Raw genomic sequence first — 15,730 nt, 5'->3', positions numbered from 1 at the left:
AAATAACCCACAATTTATTTTAAATATTAAAGTCCATGTGTCGAAAGACCATGGACTTTTGTTTATTAATATGACAAAGTAATTTGTCTATAGCCCTTAGTTCGATTATACATACTAATAAATTCAATAAACTAATAAGCTTTGAATTATGACTTTTCTCACATTTTGTTGCCATTAACAGTCATTTGTGTTGTATAGTAGATTCAGCACATTTGTATCATGCCTACAATAACTAAAACAACTTGTTATCATTGCGGAAATGATTGCTATACAGAAGAATTTCATAGGGAAGATAAAAGCTTCTGTTGTAGTGGGTGTTTGAGTGTGTATCAGATACTTACAAAAAGTAATCTAAACAATTACTATAAATTAAATAGAGGGCCAGGTGAAAGCAGCGCTATAGTAACCGATAAATACATTTATTTGGACGAAGACGAGTTTATAAATAAACTGGTCGATTATAAAGATCAGGAAAAGACCATTCTTACATTCTATATTCCTGCAATACATTGCAGCTCTTGTATTTGGTTACTTGAAAGATTAAATACCTTAAACGAAGGAATTACAGAAAATAGAGTAGATTTTCTGAAAAAGCAGGTTCATATTCAATTTAACCAAAATAAAATAAGCTTAAGGCAACTTGTTGAGCTATTGGCAAGTATAGGATATGAACCATTGATCAGTTTAAATGATGTTGTCAAAGAAAACAAAAAGATAAAAGATAATACGCCAACAAAGATTGCTGTAGCAGGTTTTTGTTTTGGTAATATCATGATGTTGAGTTTTCCATCTTATTTTGGCTTATCAGAAGCAGAAGCTCAATACGGGAATTTTTTTGGATCGGTTAATGTGTTATTATGTTTTCCGGTGTTCTTTTATTCAGGGAAAGATTACTTTAAAAACGCTTATCACAATCTTAAAAACGGAATACTAGATATTAATTTTCCATTAGCTCTGGGAATACTGGTAATGTTTGTTAGGACGTTGGCAGAATGGGGATTGGGTTTAGGAGAAGGTTATGCAGATAGTTTGGCCGGTCTGGTTTTCTTTCTTAATGTAGGTAAATATATGCAAAACAAAACCTACTATCACCTTTCGTTTGAAAGAGATTATCGGTCATTTTTCCCTGTTGCAGTACAGGTAATCAAAGAAAATGGAACAGAGAAATCTACACCTTTAGAAGAACTTAATAAGGGCGACCGGATAAGGGTTAAAAATCAGGAAATTATTCCGGCTGATGCTATCTTATTAAGAGGGGAAGCACTAATTGATTTTAGTTTTGTTACAGGAGAATCCAGACCGATAAGTAAAGTGTTGGGCGAAATAATCTATGCGGGTGGAAGACAAACGGGCAAATCTTTGGAGCTGGAAGTAGTAAAACCGGTTTCTCAAAGTTACCTGACCAGTTTGTGGAATAACGAAGTGTTTGATAAACAGCATAATGAAAAAAGAATAAAAACTTTTATAAGTGTGGTTAGCCATTACTTTAGTATTATACTGCTCATTATTGCCTTTGGAGCATTATTGTTTTGGTTACCTGCGGATTGGAAAACAGGCGTCTCTGCCTTTACAGCAGTTTTGATTATAGCCTGTCCGTGTGCACTGGCTCTAAGTACGCCGTTTACCATGTCTACAGCATTGAGTATCCTCGATAGAAATAAATTCTACCTGAAGAACACAGATGTGGTAGAACAGCTTGCTGCCATAGATACTGTAGTATTTGATAAAACAGGAACAGTAAGTGTGGCAGATGTTCAGGGTGTAATATTTAAAGGAATTATAAATGATAAGCAACAGGAGCTTATTTATAATATCTGCAAGAACTCGTCACATCCGCATAGTGTGAGAATTGCCTCTTTTTTGGGGCAAAGGCGCGAACATCAAATATCATATTACGAAGAGGTTGCAGGAAAAGGAATCAAAGCTATTATAGAAGGCGAAGAAATTTTGGTAGGAAGTAATTCATTTGTAACAGGAATAAAGCAAAATATAGTAGAGTTACCTGAAGTACACATAAAAATTGGAAAGAGTTATATAGGTTGTTTTCAGATAAGACAAAAATTTAGAGAAGGATTAGATGTGCTGTTAGAAAATATGGGCTCGCATTATCAAACTTACCTTTTATCGGGCGATACCAGACAAGACGCTATTGTTTTAAATAAATTTTTTAAAAGTAAGGAAGACCTTAGGTTTCAGCAGTCTCCGCAAGATAAATTAGACTTCATTAAAGAAAAGCAGGAGAGAGGTGCAAAAGTAATGATGGTAGGAGATGGCTTGAACGATTCCGGAGCACTGAAACAAAGTGATGCTGGTATTGCTGTAACAGACAATATCAATAACTTTACGCCAGGCAGTGATGCTGTATTGGACGGGAAAATGTTGCGCAGGCTGCCATTATTTATGAAATTTTCAAAAGATTCAGTAAAAGTGATTCATAAATCTTTTTGTATATCTTCAGTGTATAACATATTTGGGTTAAGTTTTGCAGTGGCAGGTAAACTATCACCTCTGTTTGCAGCTATACTAATGCCTTTAAGTACAATAACTATTATATCGTTTACAACGCTGGCGGTGCGTTACGCCGCTAAGAAAAATGGATTAATATGACAGCAATATTTTTTTTAATAGGATGCAGTGTGCTTGTCGCTCTATTGTTTTTAATAGCATTTTTATGGGCACAAAAAAATGGACAGCATGAAGATTTATATACACCATCAATACGAATGTTGTTTGATGACGATAAGGAGGCAGATTCCAAGGGCTAAAATATTTTTCACAAAATTTGTGATTTTATGAAAAATAAATGTTTATTTGTCTTAGGAACTAGTAAAACGATTGAAAATCTACCTATTTGTAGGTATATCGTTATTACCAATAGGTTTTTATAAAAATAAATTTTAATTTCAACAAAAAAACATTTGTTTATTATGGAAAAATTCTCAAAAGTAAAAGAACTAATCGCTTCTGCAGAAGTTGACGCAGAAAAATTCTACAGCAATGGTAATGGTGCTGCTGGTACTCGTTTAAGAAAATCTTTACAAGAAATTAAAGGTTTAGCTCAAGAAATCCGTAACGAGGTTACAGAAATCAAAAACAAAGCAAAGTAATAAGCATTTAGAAAATAGGAAAAAAGCCCCGATATAAATAATATCGGGGCTTTTTTATTTATAAGTAAACTGTAGGATCTGCTATTTATTTTTTTGGCTCAATATTAGGTAAGAAACCTGTTATAATGCCTAACAAAGGTAAAAAAGAACAAACTTTAAATACAAAAAAGATATCTGTCTTATCTGCTAACCATCCTAATAAAGCCGAACCGATACCGCCCATTCCAAACGCAAAACCGAAGAAAAGCCCGGCAATCATCCCTACTTTACCCGGAAGTAAATCCGTGGCGTAGACTAGAATAGCAGAAAAAGCCGACGCGATGATTACACCTATAAAGACAGAAAGTACGGCTGTCCAAAATAAACTAACATGAGGTAGCAATAATGTAAATGGAGCCGCTCCTAAAATGGAAATCCATATAATATATTTTCTGCCAAAGCGATCGCCTAAAGGACCTCCAATTATAGTCCCCAGTGCAATAGCAGCTAAAAACAAGAAGAGATACATTTGGGACTGCTGTACAGATACATGAAATTTCTCTATTAAAAAGAATGTCAGGTAGCTGGTAAGACTGGCCATATAGAAATATTTAGAAAAAATAAGTATCAGTAAAATGACCAGAGCAGAAGTGATACGCCCTTTAGAAAGTTTAAGACTTCCATCATGTATTGGTTTTGTAGTTTGCTTCTTCAGATATAAATGTTCTCCATACCATTTACCTACTTTGGTTAGTATAAAAAATCCCATTAATCCTAAAATGGTAAACCAAAGGATATTGGTTTGACCGTAAGGGATTACAATTATAGCTGCTAATAACGGACCAATGGCACTTCCTGCATTTCCCCCTAATTGGAAGATAGATTGCGCCAGTCCTTTTTTACCACCAGATGCCATATGAGCTACTCTGGAAGATTCAGGATGGAAAATAGAAGAACCAAGACCAATGAAGCTTACAGAAAACAAAAGTTGCGGAAAAGACGTGGAAAAGGCTAAAGAAATAAGACCAATGGTAGTACATGACATTCCTAAAGCTAATGAAAAAGGTTTCGGCTTTTTATCTGTATAATTACCAACGAAAGGTTGCAGAATTGATGCTGTGAGCTGGTAAGTTAACGTGATTAGTCCGATCTGTGCATAAGATAAATTGAAATTTTGCTTAATCAACGGATATAAAGATGGAATTACCGATTGAATTAAGTCATTGATTAAGTGTGTAAAACTAATCGTAAATAGAATAGTGTAAATGGTTTTTTGGGCAATTTGACTTGCATCTTCCTTGAGGTATTGTTCCTGGGCTTCCATAAATTATAATTAAGTATTAATGCCATTTAATGATTGTTTCCGCAACAGACCACGCTTTCCTAGGATTCTTTTCTATAATTGCTTCTAACAGATCTTGATGAAAAATTTGGGTTTCCATAAATGAAGAAGTATCAGAATAATAAAATAAGAACCATTTTTTCAGATGTTTTGAGGCGATTCTGTAAAGTTCTATTAGAATTTCATTTTTAGATGCGATAGCTATAGACGTATGAAAGTCAATATCAGCATCAATACAGTGTTCTAAATTACCTTCAACAGCGTATAGATTCCTTTTATGTAAATGTTCGGCAATTAAATCTATATCCTCATTACTTCTGTTAATAGCGGCTTTCTCTGCAATTTTCATTTCCATTAATCTTCTCACTTCATCCAGATCTTCCAGATTGGCTTTGCTGAATTTTTTGTCGAGCGGATTTTTAGTACTGTTCACATCTTCTACAAAGGTTCCTAAACCTTGCTGAACCCTCAAATAACCAGAATTAGTCAATATTTTTACGGCCTCTCTTATACTGGAACGCCCTACGCTAAAATCGCGCATGAGTTCAGGTTCTATTGGCAGTTTAGCTCCGGTTTTATAAAAACCCGAAATAATTTGATTTTTTATTTTTTCGGCAACAACTTCTGCCAAAGATCTTTTTACTATCATAGTTTTGACAACATCATATCATCTGATGATTGCAAAAATAGAATATTTAATCTGAAAAATTCATAAATGTTTTTAAAAAGGTAAATTTGAGAAAAGTGAATTATGAAAATTATAGCTTTTGCAGGCTCTAACAGTTCCAAATCAATCAATAAAACTTTAGTACACCATACATTGAAATATTTTGGATCTTACGAAACGGAAGTATTGGATTTAAACGATTATGAAATGCCCTTGTTCTCGGTAGATAAGGAGAGAAGTAATGGACATCCAGATTTAGCCCGGCAATTTTTGCAAAAAATATCTTCTGCTGATGCATTGATTATTTCTCTGGCAGAACACAACAGATCATATTCGGTAGCTTTCAAGAACATTCTGGATTGGATTTCCAGAGTAGAAAAGCTGCCTTTTTATCACAAACCAACTTTATTAATGAGTACTTCTCCCGGGGCTTTTGGAGGCGGGAATATAATGCAAACAGCAGTTAAGTTTCTTCCTCAGTTCGGTATGGATATTATAACTACCTTTTCTTTACCGAAGTTTTATGAAACATTTAGTGTGGAAGAAGGAAAGATTCTAAATGAGGAATATCAAAAAGCTCATGAAGAGGCTATAAATGACTTCAAGTCTAAATTAGATTTATAGTATAATGAAAAGAGGCAGTTACTAACTGCCCCTTTTTACATATAACCTAATATTTTTAGTACTTGTTTGCTATTCTGTTCTTCGCCAAAAACCTCATAATTAAAAGTTTCATCTCTGTTTCTTCTAATCAATACATGTTTAGGTGAAGGTAAAAGACAATGATGTATACCACCGTAACCACTTAAAACTTCCTGATAAGCACCCGTATGGAAAAAACCTAAATACTGCACTTTTCTGGTTTTAGGCATAAATACATTATTCATGTGTGCTTCCTGGTTATAATAGTCCTGTCCGTCGCAAGTAATACCGCCTAAATTCACTTTTTCGTATTCAGAATCCCAGTTGTTAATAGGCAGTAAGATGTATTTTTGGTTTAAAGCCCAAACATCAGGAAGATTGGTAATGAAAGAACCGTCCAGCATCAGCCATTTTTCCCTGTCGTTCTGTTGTTTCCTGCCTAAAACTTTATAAAGGATTCCGGAGGCTTCCGCCACAGTATATTTTCCAAATTCAGTAATAATATCCGGTTCCATTACTTCATGAGCAGCGCAGATTTGTTTGATACGTTTAACGATTTCATTAATCATATATTCATAATCGAAATCGAATACCAGGGAATCTTTAAAAGGCATGCCACCACCAATATCCAACGTATCTAAATCGGGATTAACCTTTTTGAATTTACAATAAAGGGTAACATATTTTTCCAGCTCGTTCCAGTAATACGGAGTATCAGAAATTCCCGAATTGATAAAGAAATGCAATAATTTAACCCTGAAGTTCGGATTCTTGCTAATCTTTGAATTGTAAAAATCAATAACGTCTTCTTGTCTTATTCCTAATCGGGAAGTATAGAACTGAGAATCTGGTTGTTCCTCAGAGGCAATTCTAATTCCCAAGTTACAAGGCGTATCCAGTTCAATTTCATCGTCGTAAAGATTAAACTCTTCCTTATTATCCAGCACAGGGACAATATTTTTAAATCCGTCATGCAACATATCAATAATATATTGCTTGTACTGGAAAGTTTTAAAACCATTACAGATAACCGTAATATCTTTGGTTACATTACCCTTTTTCTCCAAAGCCTCAATCATAGGCATGTCAAAAGCAGAAGATGTTTCCAAATGGATATCATTTTTTAAAGCTTCTTCTACGATATGCTTAAAATGAGAACTTTTCGTACAATAACAATATTTATATGTTCCACGGTAATCATTATTCAGAATTGCCGTTTGGAAAAGAATTTTAGCTTGTTGAATTTTCTTGCTAATAAGTGGCAGATAAGTGAAACGAAGTGGAGTACCATATGTTTCAATCATTTCCATTAAGTTTAGATCATGAAAATATAATTCATCATCTATAATATCAAAACCTTCTTGAGGAAAGCCTACACTAAGATCCTGAAACTCTTGATAACTCTGCATGCTTTTTAAATTTTCGCAAAAATGTAATTTTTAATTGATAAATACCTATGTGAAAAGTAAAAAAATTCATTGCCTTTACTCTGTTGGCTCATTAAGTTCAATAGTCAGTAAATGAGTTAAGTCTCCTGCTTCTAGCTTTCTGCCTTCCACATATCAAATCTGACTAATATTATCTATTTTTGTGCCATGAATTTTTTAGCACAAGCAATTAGTCAGGCTTTTAAAGCTTCGTTTAATATAGACATAGAACCGGCGCAAATTAATTTAGAACAAACAAAAAAGGAATTTGAAGGTCACCAAACCTTAGTTGTTTTTCCTTTTGTAAGACAAACCAAAAAATCTCCGGAACAAACAGCACAGGTTTTGGGAGAGTATCTGAAAAGTAATTATCAGGAAATAGAAAGCTTCAATGTTATAAAAGGTTTTTTAAATATTGTTTATTCTGATTCTTTCTGGTTGAATATTTTCAATAACGAAATTGCTAAAGACGGTTTTGCAAAACCAGTCTCAAATGGTCAGAAAGTAATGGTAGAATATTCTTCGCCAAATACAAATAAACCATTGCATTTAGGGCACATCAGAAATAATTTATTGGGTTATTCTGTTGCAGAATTGTTGAAAGCAAGCGGTTACGATGTTGTTAAAGCGAATTTGGTTAACGACAGAGGAATTCATATTTGCAAATCTATGCTGGCCTGGCAGAAGTTTGGTGATGGAGAAACACCTGAAAGTTCTGGTTTGAAAGGTGACCATTTAGTCGGAAAATATTATGTTATTTTCGATAAAGCGTATAAAAAAGAGATAGACGTTTTAAAAGCGGAAGGGAAAAGTGAAGAAGAAGCAAAAAAAGAGGCTCCTTTAATTAAGGAGGCTCAGGCTATGCTTGTAAAGTGGGAGCAGGGCGATGGAGAAGTTATCCAATTATGGAAAACTATGAATTCCTGGGTTTATGCCGGGTTTGATGAGACTTATAAAAAACTAGGTGTAAACTTTGATAAATTCTATTACGAATCTGATACCTATCTTTTAGGTAAGGATATAGTGGAAGAAGGTTTAGCAAAAGGCGTTTTCTTTAAAAAAGAAGATAATTCCGTTTGGATTGATTTAACAGAAGACGGATTGGATGAGAAGCTGGTAAGAAGAGGAGATGGTACATCTGTTTATATCACACAGGACCTGGGAACCGCACAACTTAAATATGATGAGTTTGGTATTGAAAAATCTATTTACGTTGTTGGAAATGAACAGGATTACCATTTTAAGGTATTGTTCCTGATTTTGAAAAAGTTAGGGAAATCCTGGGCAGACGGACTATATCACCTTTCTTACGGTATGGTTGACCTGCCAAGCGGTAAAATGAAATCAAGAGAAGGAACTGTTGTAGATGCGGATGATTTAATCGAGGAAATGAAAATCACTGCGAAAGAAAAAACAGAAGCTTTAGGCAAGGTAGACCATTTCGATGAAGAAGAAAAAGAGAAATTGTATCATATGATTGGGATGGGGGCTTTAAAATACTTTTTGTTAAAAGTAGAGCCTAAGAAGAGGTTGCTTTTTGATCCAAAAGAATCTATAGATTTTCAGGGAAATACAGGTCCTTTCATTCAGTATACTCATGCAAGAATCAGATCGGTAATAAGCAAAGGCTTCTATAATGCAGATCAAGCTCATGCATCCGCTCCTGAAAAATTACAGGAAACAGAATTGGAATTGATACAAATCTTAAGCCGATATCCGGCTGTATTAAGTAGTGCTGCCAGAGATTTTAATCCCGGAGCAATAGCAAACTATACCTATGAATTGGCAAAAGCGTATAATAAATTCTATCAGTCAGAATCCATTCTAAAGATAGAGGAGGATATATTAAAGGATTTCAGATTGAAATTATCTTATCACACGGCAGAAACTATAAAAAATGCCATGGCGCTTTTGGGAATAGAAGTTCCCGAGAGAATGTAAACTATTTTGAATTAAAAAAGAAAGCCAGCTTAACACGAGCTGGCTTTCTTTTTTATTGGCACCATCTTTCACATCTTTCTGTATATTTTGAAGTAAGTCGGGATATTAAGATAATTTCATACATATCTATGAGAAAATCTGCCAGTTTATTTCGTACTTCTCCTGATACATTTGTATATACTTAATTTTAAAACCTAAAGTAAAACTGAGAAAAGAATAAGAATAAAATGAAGAATCTCCCATTTTTAGATTTGGCAGTAATAGCACTTTACCTGATAGCAATGGTATTGGTAGGTGTTTATTTTTCGAGAAAGAACGATAGTTCCGATCACTATTCCAAAGCATCAGGTAGAATTCCTGGCTGGGCAATAGGATTATCGATTTATGCAACGTTTTTAAGCAGTAATACCTTTTTAGGAGTTCCCGGAAAAGCTTTCGGTGGTAACTGGAATGCCTTTGTATTCAGTTTGTCCATGCCTTTAGCTGCCTGGGTAGCTGCAAAATATTTTGTGCCATTTTACAGAACGGTAGGAGAGGTTTCTGCTTATACCAATCTTGAAAAAAGGTTTGGAGCATGGGCGCGTACTTATGCTGTGATTTGTTTTTTACTTACGCAGCTAGCCAGAATGGGATCTATATTTTTTGGAATCAGTCTTACCTTACAAGCTCTAACAGGTTATAGTATGGAAATGATTATGCTGGTAACAGGTATCTGTATTATCATTTATACTGTAATGGGAGGAATAGAAGCGGTAATATGGACTGAGGTTGTTCAGGGGATTTTGAAGACTTTAGGAGCCGTATTGATTATTTATCTGATTGTTGCAGATCTTCCGGGTGGGTTTTCTAAAATAATAGAAATTGGAAAAGCCGAGAATAAATTTAGTTTAGGTTCCTTGTCTTTAGACTTTACGCAATCTACTTTCTGGGTCATTCTGTTATATGGTTTCTTTATCAACCTGAATAATTTCGGTATGGATCAGAACTATGTACAAAGATATCATACGGCCAGATCGGCGAAAGAAGCCGCAAAGTCCGTTTGGTTATGTGTGTACTGTTATGTTCCCGCTTCTTTGTTGTTCTTTGTGATAGGCACGTGTTTGTATGCTTATTATCAGCTTAATCCGGAACTGATTGAACCAGTAAAATTGCAAGCTGCGGCAGAAAGACTGAGTGCAAGTGCGAGTTCTTCTGAAATTGCTTCATTAGCAGCTACATTAAAGCCCGAAGATTACGGAGATAAAGTGATGCCTCACTTTATGGTAACTATGATTCCTACAGGATTAGTTGGCTTAATTGTTTCAGCTATTCTTTCGGCAGCAATGAGTACGATAAGTTCTGGTATGAATGCTTCTGCGACTGTATTTGCTGAAGATATCTATAAAAGATATTTCAGACCGAATATTACCGATAAACATAACATGAGATTGCTCCATTTGGGAACTGTAGCTTTTGGTTTGGCCGGTATGGTTTGTGGTATTGCCATGATTGGTGTAAAGAGTATCCTGGATATTTGGTGGCAGTTGTCAGGGATATTTGCAGGAGGTATGCTGGGACTATTTTTATTGGGACTAATAAGTAAACGTTCGGGAAATACCGAAGCTCTGGCAGCTACGATTGTAGGTTTAATGGTTATTCTTTGGATGTCATTATCTTATCTGATTCCGGATGAATACAGCTATTTAAGAAACCCTTTACACGCGAATATGATTATTGTAGTAGGTACACTAACTATCTATCTGGTTGGTGCTATAATGACAAAATTCAGAAACGCATCTAATAATTCATAACTCATAACTAAAAACTGAATATATATAATGGAAAAAAGAGAGAAAGGCTTCATTCCTGTTATGCTAACTCCATTCAAAGATAATGGAGAAGTAGATTATGACGGCTTGACAAGATTAACCGAACTTTATATAAATGCCGGATCTGCAGGGTTGTTTGCCAATTGTTTATCTAGTGAAATGTTTGAACTTTCTGAAGATGAAAGGTTAAAGGTTGTAGGTCATGTGGTTAAAGCTGCCAACGGAAAGGTTCCTGTTGTGGCAACAGGTACATTTGGAGGGGCTATAGCACAACAAGCAGATTTTGTTAAAAGAATACATGATACAGGATTAGAAGCAGTTATCGGGATTACAGGGCTTTTAGCATCTGAATCGGACAGTGATGAAGTTTTTGATGCAAATGTTGCCGAACTTTTAAATCTTACAGGAAATATTCCTATGGGTTTTTACGAATGTCCGGTTCCTTATAAGAGGTTAATTTCTCCAGCTCAATTAGGAAATCTGGTTAAAACAGGAAGGGTAACTTATCATAAAGACACTTGTCTGGATATCGATCAGGTAAGGGCAAAAATCGCTGCTACACAGGGATACAATTTCGGTTTGTATGATGCTTATATGGTTCATGCAGTAGAATCTTTAAAGGAAGGTTCAGCCGGTCTGTCTTGTATTCAGGGAAATTTTTATCCTGAATTGATTGCATGGCTATGTAAAAATTACAACAATGAGTCTGTAAAAGAACAGGTTGATTTAGTTCAGCAATTCTTTATAGACAATATGGATGTAATGCATAATGTCTATCCAACTATTGCTAAATACTCTTTACAAAGAAGAGGATTTGATATATCGACTTTCACAAGAAGAGAAGGAATCGGAAGTTTTGATAATCAAATCAAACAGGGAATAGAGGATTTAGATAATAGGTATACTATTTTAAGAAACGAGCTCGAACTGGAATATAATTTAGCTTAGTTGGTTTGGTTTAATTTCCGCAAGTGTATCAGAAGCATAAAGCTAAAAAGTTTTAAATCTAATACACTTTGCGGTTTTCTTTTATTCTTTAAATCAATATTCCAGCAATTGAAGCAGAAAGATAAGAAGCCAAAGTACCACATATTAAAGCTTTCATACCGAGTTTGGCCAGATCAGGCCTTCTTTCGGGGGCTAAAGTACCGATACCGCCAATCAACATTCCTACACTGCTGAAATTTGCAAAACCACAAATGGCAATACTTACAATTAATAGCCCTTTCTCGGTAACAATAGGAACAGCACCTGAAGTGAGATTCTTAAAAGCAAGAAATTCATTAACAGTAAGCTTTTGACCAAGCAGCGTAGCCGTATTATTCAGATCTTCAGATGGAACTCCCATAGCCCAGGCAAAAGGATAAAAAATCTGTCCAAAGATCCAGTCCAACGTAAGATCAAAATCAGGATTAAATATATGAGCGATACTAAGCAAACACCAATCCAGTAAAGCAATAAGAGCAATAAAACCAATAATCATGGCGATCACATTCATTGCAATCTTGAAACCATCGCCCGCCCCGTGAGTTATAGCGTCAATAAGATTCGTATATTCACTTTTTACCTCAAGTTTCACTTTGCCCATAGTTTGTGAAGCCTCTGTCTCAGGAAAAATAATCTTAGAAATAACTAAAGCACCCGGAGCTGCCATTAAACTGGCCATAATTAGCTTTGGTGCCAAATCCATTCCTGCCTGAGCACCCATATTGGAATACACAATAAGGATTCCCCCGGCAATACAGGCTAAACTTCCGCTCATAGAAGCCAGAAGTTCACTTTTTGTCATCCCTTTCAAGTAAGGTCTAATCATAACCTGAGCTTCAACCTGTCCTACAAAGGCACTTGCAACATTGCTTAAAGCTTCAGATCCGCTTACTCTCATTAGAAAGTTCATGCCTCTGGCTATTAAGGCAACAACTCTTTGCATAATGCCTAAATAGTAAAAAATAGCAACGAGAATACAAACTAATATAATGGTAGCGGTAACGTTGAATGCAAAAACAAAACTGCTGGGAGCCTCAAAATTTTGAGGGGCACCATCGTGTCCAATTGTAGCGATCCCGCCATATGCGAAATTTACCCCTGCTTTGGCAAACTGTTCTATCTTTTGCATACCTCTTCCTAATGTTTGGAAAAAATTTCGGATAGCATCTACCTTCAGGATAGAAATAGCGATAAACAGTTGAATGGTTAAACCGCTAAAAACCAAACGATAATTGATTTTTTTTCGATTATTAGAGAGGAGATAGGCAATACCTAAAATTAATGCAATTCCTATAATGCCATGGAAACGATGCATAGATCTTTATAACGATAAATTGAATCGTAAATATCTAAAAAGATTGTTTAAATATTTTATATACTATTATTAATAAAGAAATTATAAGCAGCTATCATTAAAGCTATTTTTCTCTTTTATTCAATTCATCTCTAATTAATGCCGCTTTTTCGTAGGCTTCGGCAGCCAGGGCTTTTTGCAATTTTTCCTGAAGTTCCTCTACGCTAAAGCCGCTAAGGTTCTCTTTGGGTTGCCCGGAAGTACTTGCGCCGCCAACAACCTGGTTTTCTTCAATAGGATCTATATTATCAAGGAAAAGAAAGTCATTACCTTCAATAATAATTCCTGCAGACGCTAAAATAAATTCATAAGTATAAATAGGGCAGTTAAACCGCACTGCTAAAGCAATAGCATCAGAAGTTCTTGCATCTATTTCCAAAACTTTATGTCCGTCATTACAAACCAGTTTAGCAAAGAAAACACCTTCTATTAAATTATATATAATGACTTCCTGAACATTTATATGATAAGCATCTGCAAATGACTTAAAAAGATCATGGGTCAAAGGCCTGCTAGGAGTCATCTTTTCAATCTCAATAGCTATAGCCTGAGCCTCAAATCCACCAATAATAATAGGCAATCTTCTTCTTCCGTTCACTTCACCTAAAACTAATGCATACGCACCAGATTGCGTTTGGCTATACGACAAGCCTATAATATCTAATTTTATCTTCTTCATTAATCTATAGTCCCTAACACAAAATTAGCTATTCGCTTTCAAAGATTTAACCTCTTCTATGATTTTTGGTACAATTTCAAAGGCATCTCCCACAATTCCATAATCTGCAACCTTAAAAAATGGTGCTTCCGGATCCTTATTAATTACCACTATAGTTTTAGAAGAGGATACACCAGCAAGATGTTGTATGGCTCCGGAAATTCCTATGGCAATATATAAATTAGGGCTTATGGCTAATCCGGTTTGTCCTACGTGTTCAGAATGCGGCCTCCACCCGGCATCAGAAACAGGTTTAGAACAAGCGGTTGCAGCTCCCAGTAAATTAGCCAGTTCTTCAACCATAGCCCAGTTTTCAGGACCTTTTAAGCCTCTTCCGGCAGAAACAACAATATCTGCATCTGCTAAAGAAACTTTATTGGTAGCCTTTGCAATTTCTTTTACCACAGTTCTTAAGTCGGTATCCTTAATTTCCGGAGTATATTCCTCGATAGTTATATTTTCCGGTTTTTCGATAACCTGATATGAGTTGGGATTTAAAGAAATTACTTTTTTATCGGATTCTACTTCAACATAAGCAAATGCTTTATTAGAAAAAGCGGTCTTTTTTACTACAAACTTATTGTCATTTATATCGGGTAAATCAATAGCTCCATCAACAATACCTGCATTCAATTTTACAGCAACTCTGGGCGCTAAACCTTTTCCTGATAACGAATTGCTTAAGACAACTACATTAGCTTGTGTTTCTTTCGAGAGTTCTGCAATAATAGAAGCATAAGCCTGGTTAACGAAGTTCTTTAGTTTTTCTCCGCTTACATAAATTGCTTTTGAAACACCGTATTTTCCCAAGGATTCTAATTCGCTACGGTCTACATCGCCAATAGCTACTGCAGTAACAGAAGTATTTAGCTTCTCTGCTATCGTTTTAGCGTAAGAAGCTAGCTCGTATGCAGATTTTTTAAGTTTATTATCTGAACTTTCTATATATATTAAAACAGACATATGTTCTTTTTTAGGTAATTAAATTACTTTGGCCTCATTATGAAGGATAGCTACCAATTTCTCTGCCTCACCTGCATCAATTAATTTAACAGTGCCCCGCGGTGCTGGAGTTTCGTATTTTAAAATAACAGTTTGTGTATTGTCCGAAACCGCTTCAATAATTTCTAAAGGCTTCGTTCTTGCAGACATAATTCCCCTCATGTTTGGAATTTTGGGTTCTGCTACGCCTTCTGCTGCACCAGCTATAAAGGGAAGAGGGATGGTAATAATTTCCTTGCCACCTTCTATTTCTCGTTCTACGGTTGCCTGATTATTGTCGACATCCAGTTTCTTTATAGCGGCAACCGAAGGAATGTTCAGTAGCTCGCCAACCATACCAGCTACTAAGGACCCATTATAATCAATAGATTCTTTTCCTGTGAGAATTAAATCAAAAGAATTGCTCTTTATATAATTGGCAATTTGAGTAGATACGAAATGGGCGTCTTTGGGTGTTGCATTAATCCTGATAGCTTTATGAGCGCCAATAGCTAAAGCTTTTCTAATGGTAGGTTCAGAAGATGCCTCACCAACGTGTATTACCGTAACCTCGCCACTGTTAGCTTCTGCAATTTCTATAGCTCTGGCTAAAGCAATCTCGTCGTAAGGATTGATTATAAATTGAACACCATTATCATTAAATTTAGTGTTATCGTTGGTAAAAGTTATTTTTGTAGTCGTATCAGGTACGTTACTAATGCAAACTAATATTTTCATAAAATTTATTGCGTTATATACAAATTTAATAATTTAAGC

At 35.3% G+C, this 15,730-nt stretch carries 14 protein-coding genes; 7 read left to right on the top strand and 7 right to left on the bottom strand.

Annotation, left to right across the window (positions count from 1 at the left end):
- The first annotated feature begins 219 nt into the window (after nucleotides 1–219).
- The 3 genes from ABWO41_RS01345 (at nucleotide 220) to ABWO41_RS01335 (ending at nucleotide 3,107) form a co-directional block, all read left to right on the top strand.
- Nucleotides 220–2,607: a heavy metal translocating P-type ATPase gene (locus ABWO41_RS01345; protein ID WP_353132289.1), complete on the top strand. Its 2,388-nt coding sequence runs from the start codon at nucleotides 220–222 to the stop codon at nucleotides 2,605–2,607.
- Entirely contained in the window at nucleotides 2,604–2,765 is a 162-nt protein-coding gene (ccoS, locus tag ABWO41_RS01340; protein WP_353132287.1) for a cbb3-type cytochrome oxidase assembly protein CcoS, read from the top strand. The genes ABWO41_RS01345 and ccoS overlap by 4 nt, the downstream gene beginning before the upstream one ends.
- A 162-nt stretch (nucleotides 2,766–2,927) precedes the next feature.
- Nucleotides 2,928–3,107 (top strand): BF3379 family histone-like protein, encoded by a 180-nt coding sequence (locus tag ABWO41_RS01335; RefSeq protein WP_353132285.1) that lies wholly within the window; start codon nucleotides 2,928–2,930, stop codon nucleotides 3,105–3,107.
- 85 nt (nucleotides 3,108–3,192) lie between these two features.
- On the opposite strand, the gene ABWO41_RS01330 is transcribed toward ABWO41_RS01335, so the two are convergent.
- Nucleotides 3,193–4,410, bottom strand: coding sequence for an MFS transporter (locus tag ABWO41_RS01330; RefSeq protein WP_353132283.1), 1,218 nt, complete (start codon nucleotides 4,408–4,410; stop codon nucleotides 3,193–3,195).
- A 16-nt stretch (nucleotides 4,411–4,426) separates the two neighbouring features.
- Nucleotides 4,427–5,077 (bottom strand): FadR/GntR family transcriptional regulator, encoded by a 651-nt coding sequence (locus ABWO41_RS01325; RefSeq protein ID WP_353132281.1) that lies wholly within the window; start codon nucleotides 5,075–5,077, stop codon nucleotides 4,427–4,429.
- 102 nt (nucleotides 5,078–5,179) lie between these two features.
- Here ABWO41_RS01325 and ABWO41_RS01320 point away from each other — a divergent pair, with 102 nt between their 5' ends.
- The gene (locus ABWO41_RS01320) at nucleotides 5,180–5,719 is read left to right on the top strand and encodes an NADPH-dependent FMN reductase (RefSeq protein ID WP_353132279.1); all 540 of its coding nucleotides are present in this window, start codon (nucleotides 5,180–5,182) and stop codon (nucleotides 5,717–5,719) included.
- Between the two features lie 35 nt (nucleotides 5,720–5,754).
- On the opposite strand, the gene ABWO41_RS01315 is transcribed toward ABWO41_RS01320, so the two are convergent.
- The gene (locus ABWO41_RS01315) at nucleotides 5,755–7,146 is read right to left on the bottom strand and encodes an arginine decarboxylase (RefSeq protein ID WP_353132277.1); all 1,392 of its coding nucleotides are present in this window, start codon (nucleotides 7,144–7,146) and stop codon (nucleotides 5,755–5,757) included.
- 186 nt (nucleotides 7,147–7,332) lie between these two features.
- Here ABWO41_RS01315 and argS point away from each other — a divergent pair, with 186 nt between their 5' ends.
- From argS to ABWO41_RS01300, 3 genes are all read left to right on the top strand, one after another.
- A complete protein-coding gene (gene argS, locus ABWO41_RS01310; RefSeq protein ID WP_353132275.1) occupies nucleotides 7,333–9,105 on the top strand; it encodes an arginine--tRNA ligase in 1,773 nt (590 codons plus the stop codon).
- A 227-nt stretch (nucleotides 9,106–9,332) separates the two neighbouring features.
- Nucleotides 9,333–10,895 (top strand): sodium:solute symporter family protein, encoded by a 1,563-nt coding sequence (locus ABWO41_RS01305; RefSeq protein ID WP_353132273.1) that lies wholly within the window; start codon nucleotides 9,333–9,335, stop codon nucleotides 10,893–10,895.
- Between the two features lie 27 nt (nucleotides 10,896–10,922).
- Nucleotides 10,923–11,861 (top strand): dihydrodipicolinate synthase family protein, encoded by a 939-nt coding sequence (locus ABWO41_RS01300; RefSeq protein ID WP_353132271.1) that lies wholly within the window; start codon nucleotides 10,923–10,925, stop codon nucleotides 11,859–11,861.
- Nucleotides 11,862–11,949: 88 nt separating this feature from the next.
- On the opposite strand, the gene ABWO41_RS01295 is transcribed toward ABWO41_RS01300, so the two are convergent.
- The 4 genes from ABWO41_RS01295 to ABWO41_RS01280 all read right to left on the bottom strand — a co-directional run bounded on the left by ABWO41_RS01295 (nucleotide 11,950) and on the right by ABWO41_RS01280 (nucleotide 15,691).
- Nucleotides 11,950–13,215, bottom strand: a complete 1,266-nt coding sequence (locus tag ABWO41_RS01295) for a NupC/NupG family nucleoside CNT transporter (RefSeq protein ID WP_353132269.1) — start codon at nucleotides 13,213–13,215, stop codon at nucleotides 11,950–11,952.
- A gap of 103 nt (nucleotides 13,216–13,318) precedes the next feature.
- Entirely contained in the window at nucleotides 13,319–13,933 is a 615-nt protein-coding gene (locus tag ABWO41_RS01290) for a bifunctional nuclease family protein (RefSeq protein WP_353132267.1), read from the bottom strand.
- Between the two features lie 24 nt (nucleotides 13,934–13,957).
- Complete coding sequence (locus tag ABWO41_RS01285) at nucleotides 13,958–14,935, bottom strand: electron transfer flavoprotein subunit alpha/FixB family protein (RefSeq protein WP_353132265.1); 978 nt, start codon at nucleotides 14,933–14,935, stop codon at nucleotides 13,958–13,960.
- 18 nt (nucleotides 14,936–14,953) lie between these two features.
- Nucleotides 14,954–15,691: an electron transfer flavoprotein subunit beta/FixA family protein gene (locus ABWO41_RS01280; RefSeq protein ID WP_353132263.1), complete on the bottom strand. Its 738-nt coding sequence runs from the start codon at nucleotides 15,689–15,691 to the stop codon at nucleotides 14,954–14,956.
- Nucleotides 15,692–15,730: the final 39 nt, after the last annotated feature.

Source organism: Pseudopedobacter sp., from assembly GCF_040392825.1.
Taxonomy (GTDB): Bacteria; Bacteroidota; Bacteroidia; order Sphingobacteriales; family Sphingobacteriaceae; genus Pseudopedobacter.
Note: the sequence above shows the minus strand (reverse complement) of the source record. Positions and strands in the feature narration are given on the sequence as shown.

What these genes read in the sequence shown, in the direction of transcription:
- ABWO41_RS01345 (WP_353132289.1), top strand. Translation starts at nt 220, where the DNA reads ATGCCTACAATAACTAAAACAACTTGTTATCATTGCGGAAATGATTGC.
- ccoS (WP_353132287.1), top strand. Translation starts at nt 2,604, where the DNA reads ATGACAGCAATATTTTTTTTAATAGGATGCAGTGTGCTTGTCGCTCTA.
- ABWO41_RS01335 (WP_353132285.1), top strand. Translation starts at nt 2,928, where the DNA reads ATGGAAAAATTCTCAAAAGTAAAAGAACTAATCGCTTCTGCAGAAGTT.
- ABWO41_RS01330 (WP_353132283.1), bottom strand. Translation starts at nt 4,410, where the DNA reads ATGGAAGCCCAGGAACAATACCTCAAGGAAGATGCAAGTCAAATTGCC.
- ABWO41_RS01325 (WP_353132281.1), bottom strand. Translation starts at nt 5,077, where the DNA reads ATGATAGTAAAAAGATCTTTGGCAGAAGTTGTTGCCGAAAAAATAAAA.
- ABWO41_RS01320 (WP_353132279.1), top strand. Translation starts at nt 5,180, where the DNA reads ATGAAAATTATAGCTTTTGCAGGCTCTAACAGTTCCAAATCAATCAAT.
- ABWO41_RS01315 (WP_353132277.1), bottom strand. Translation starts at nt 7,146, where the DNA reads ATGCAGAGTTATCAAGAGTTTCAGGATCTTAGTGTAGGCTTTCCTCAA.
- argS (WP_353132275.1), top strand. Translation starts at nt 7,333, where the DNA reads ATGAATTTTTTAGCACAAGCAATTAGTCAGGCTTTTAAAGCTTCGTTT.
- ABWO41_RS01305 (WP_353132273.1), top strand. Translation starts at nt 9,333, where the DNA reads ATGAAGAATCTCCCATTTTTAGATTTGGCAGTAATAGCACTTTACCTG.
- ABWO41_RS01300 (WP_353132271.1), top strand. Translation starts at nt 10,923, where the DNA reads ATGGAAAAAAGAGAGAAAGGCTTCATTCCTGTTATGCTAACTCCATTC.
- ABWO41_RS01295 (WP_353132269.1), bottom strand. Translation starts at nt 13,215, where the DNA reads ATGCATCGTTTCCATGGCATTATAGGAATTGCATTAATTTTAGGTATT.
- ABWO41_RS01290 (WP_353132267.1), bottom strand. Translation starts at nt 13,933, where the DNA reads ATGAAGAAGATAAAATTAGATATTATAGGCTTGTCGTATAGCCAAACG.
- ABWO41_RS01285 (WP_353132265.1), bottom strand. Translation starts at nt 14,935, where the DNA reads ATGTCTGTTTTAATATATATAGAAAGTTCAGATAATAAACTTAAAAAA.
- ABWO41_RS01280 (WP_353132263.1), bottom strand. Translation starts at nt 15,691, where the DNA reads ATGAAAATATTAGTTTGCATTAGTAACGTACCTGATACGACTACAAAA.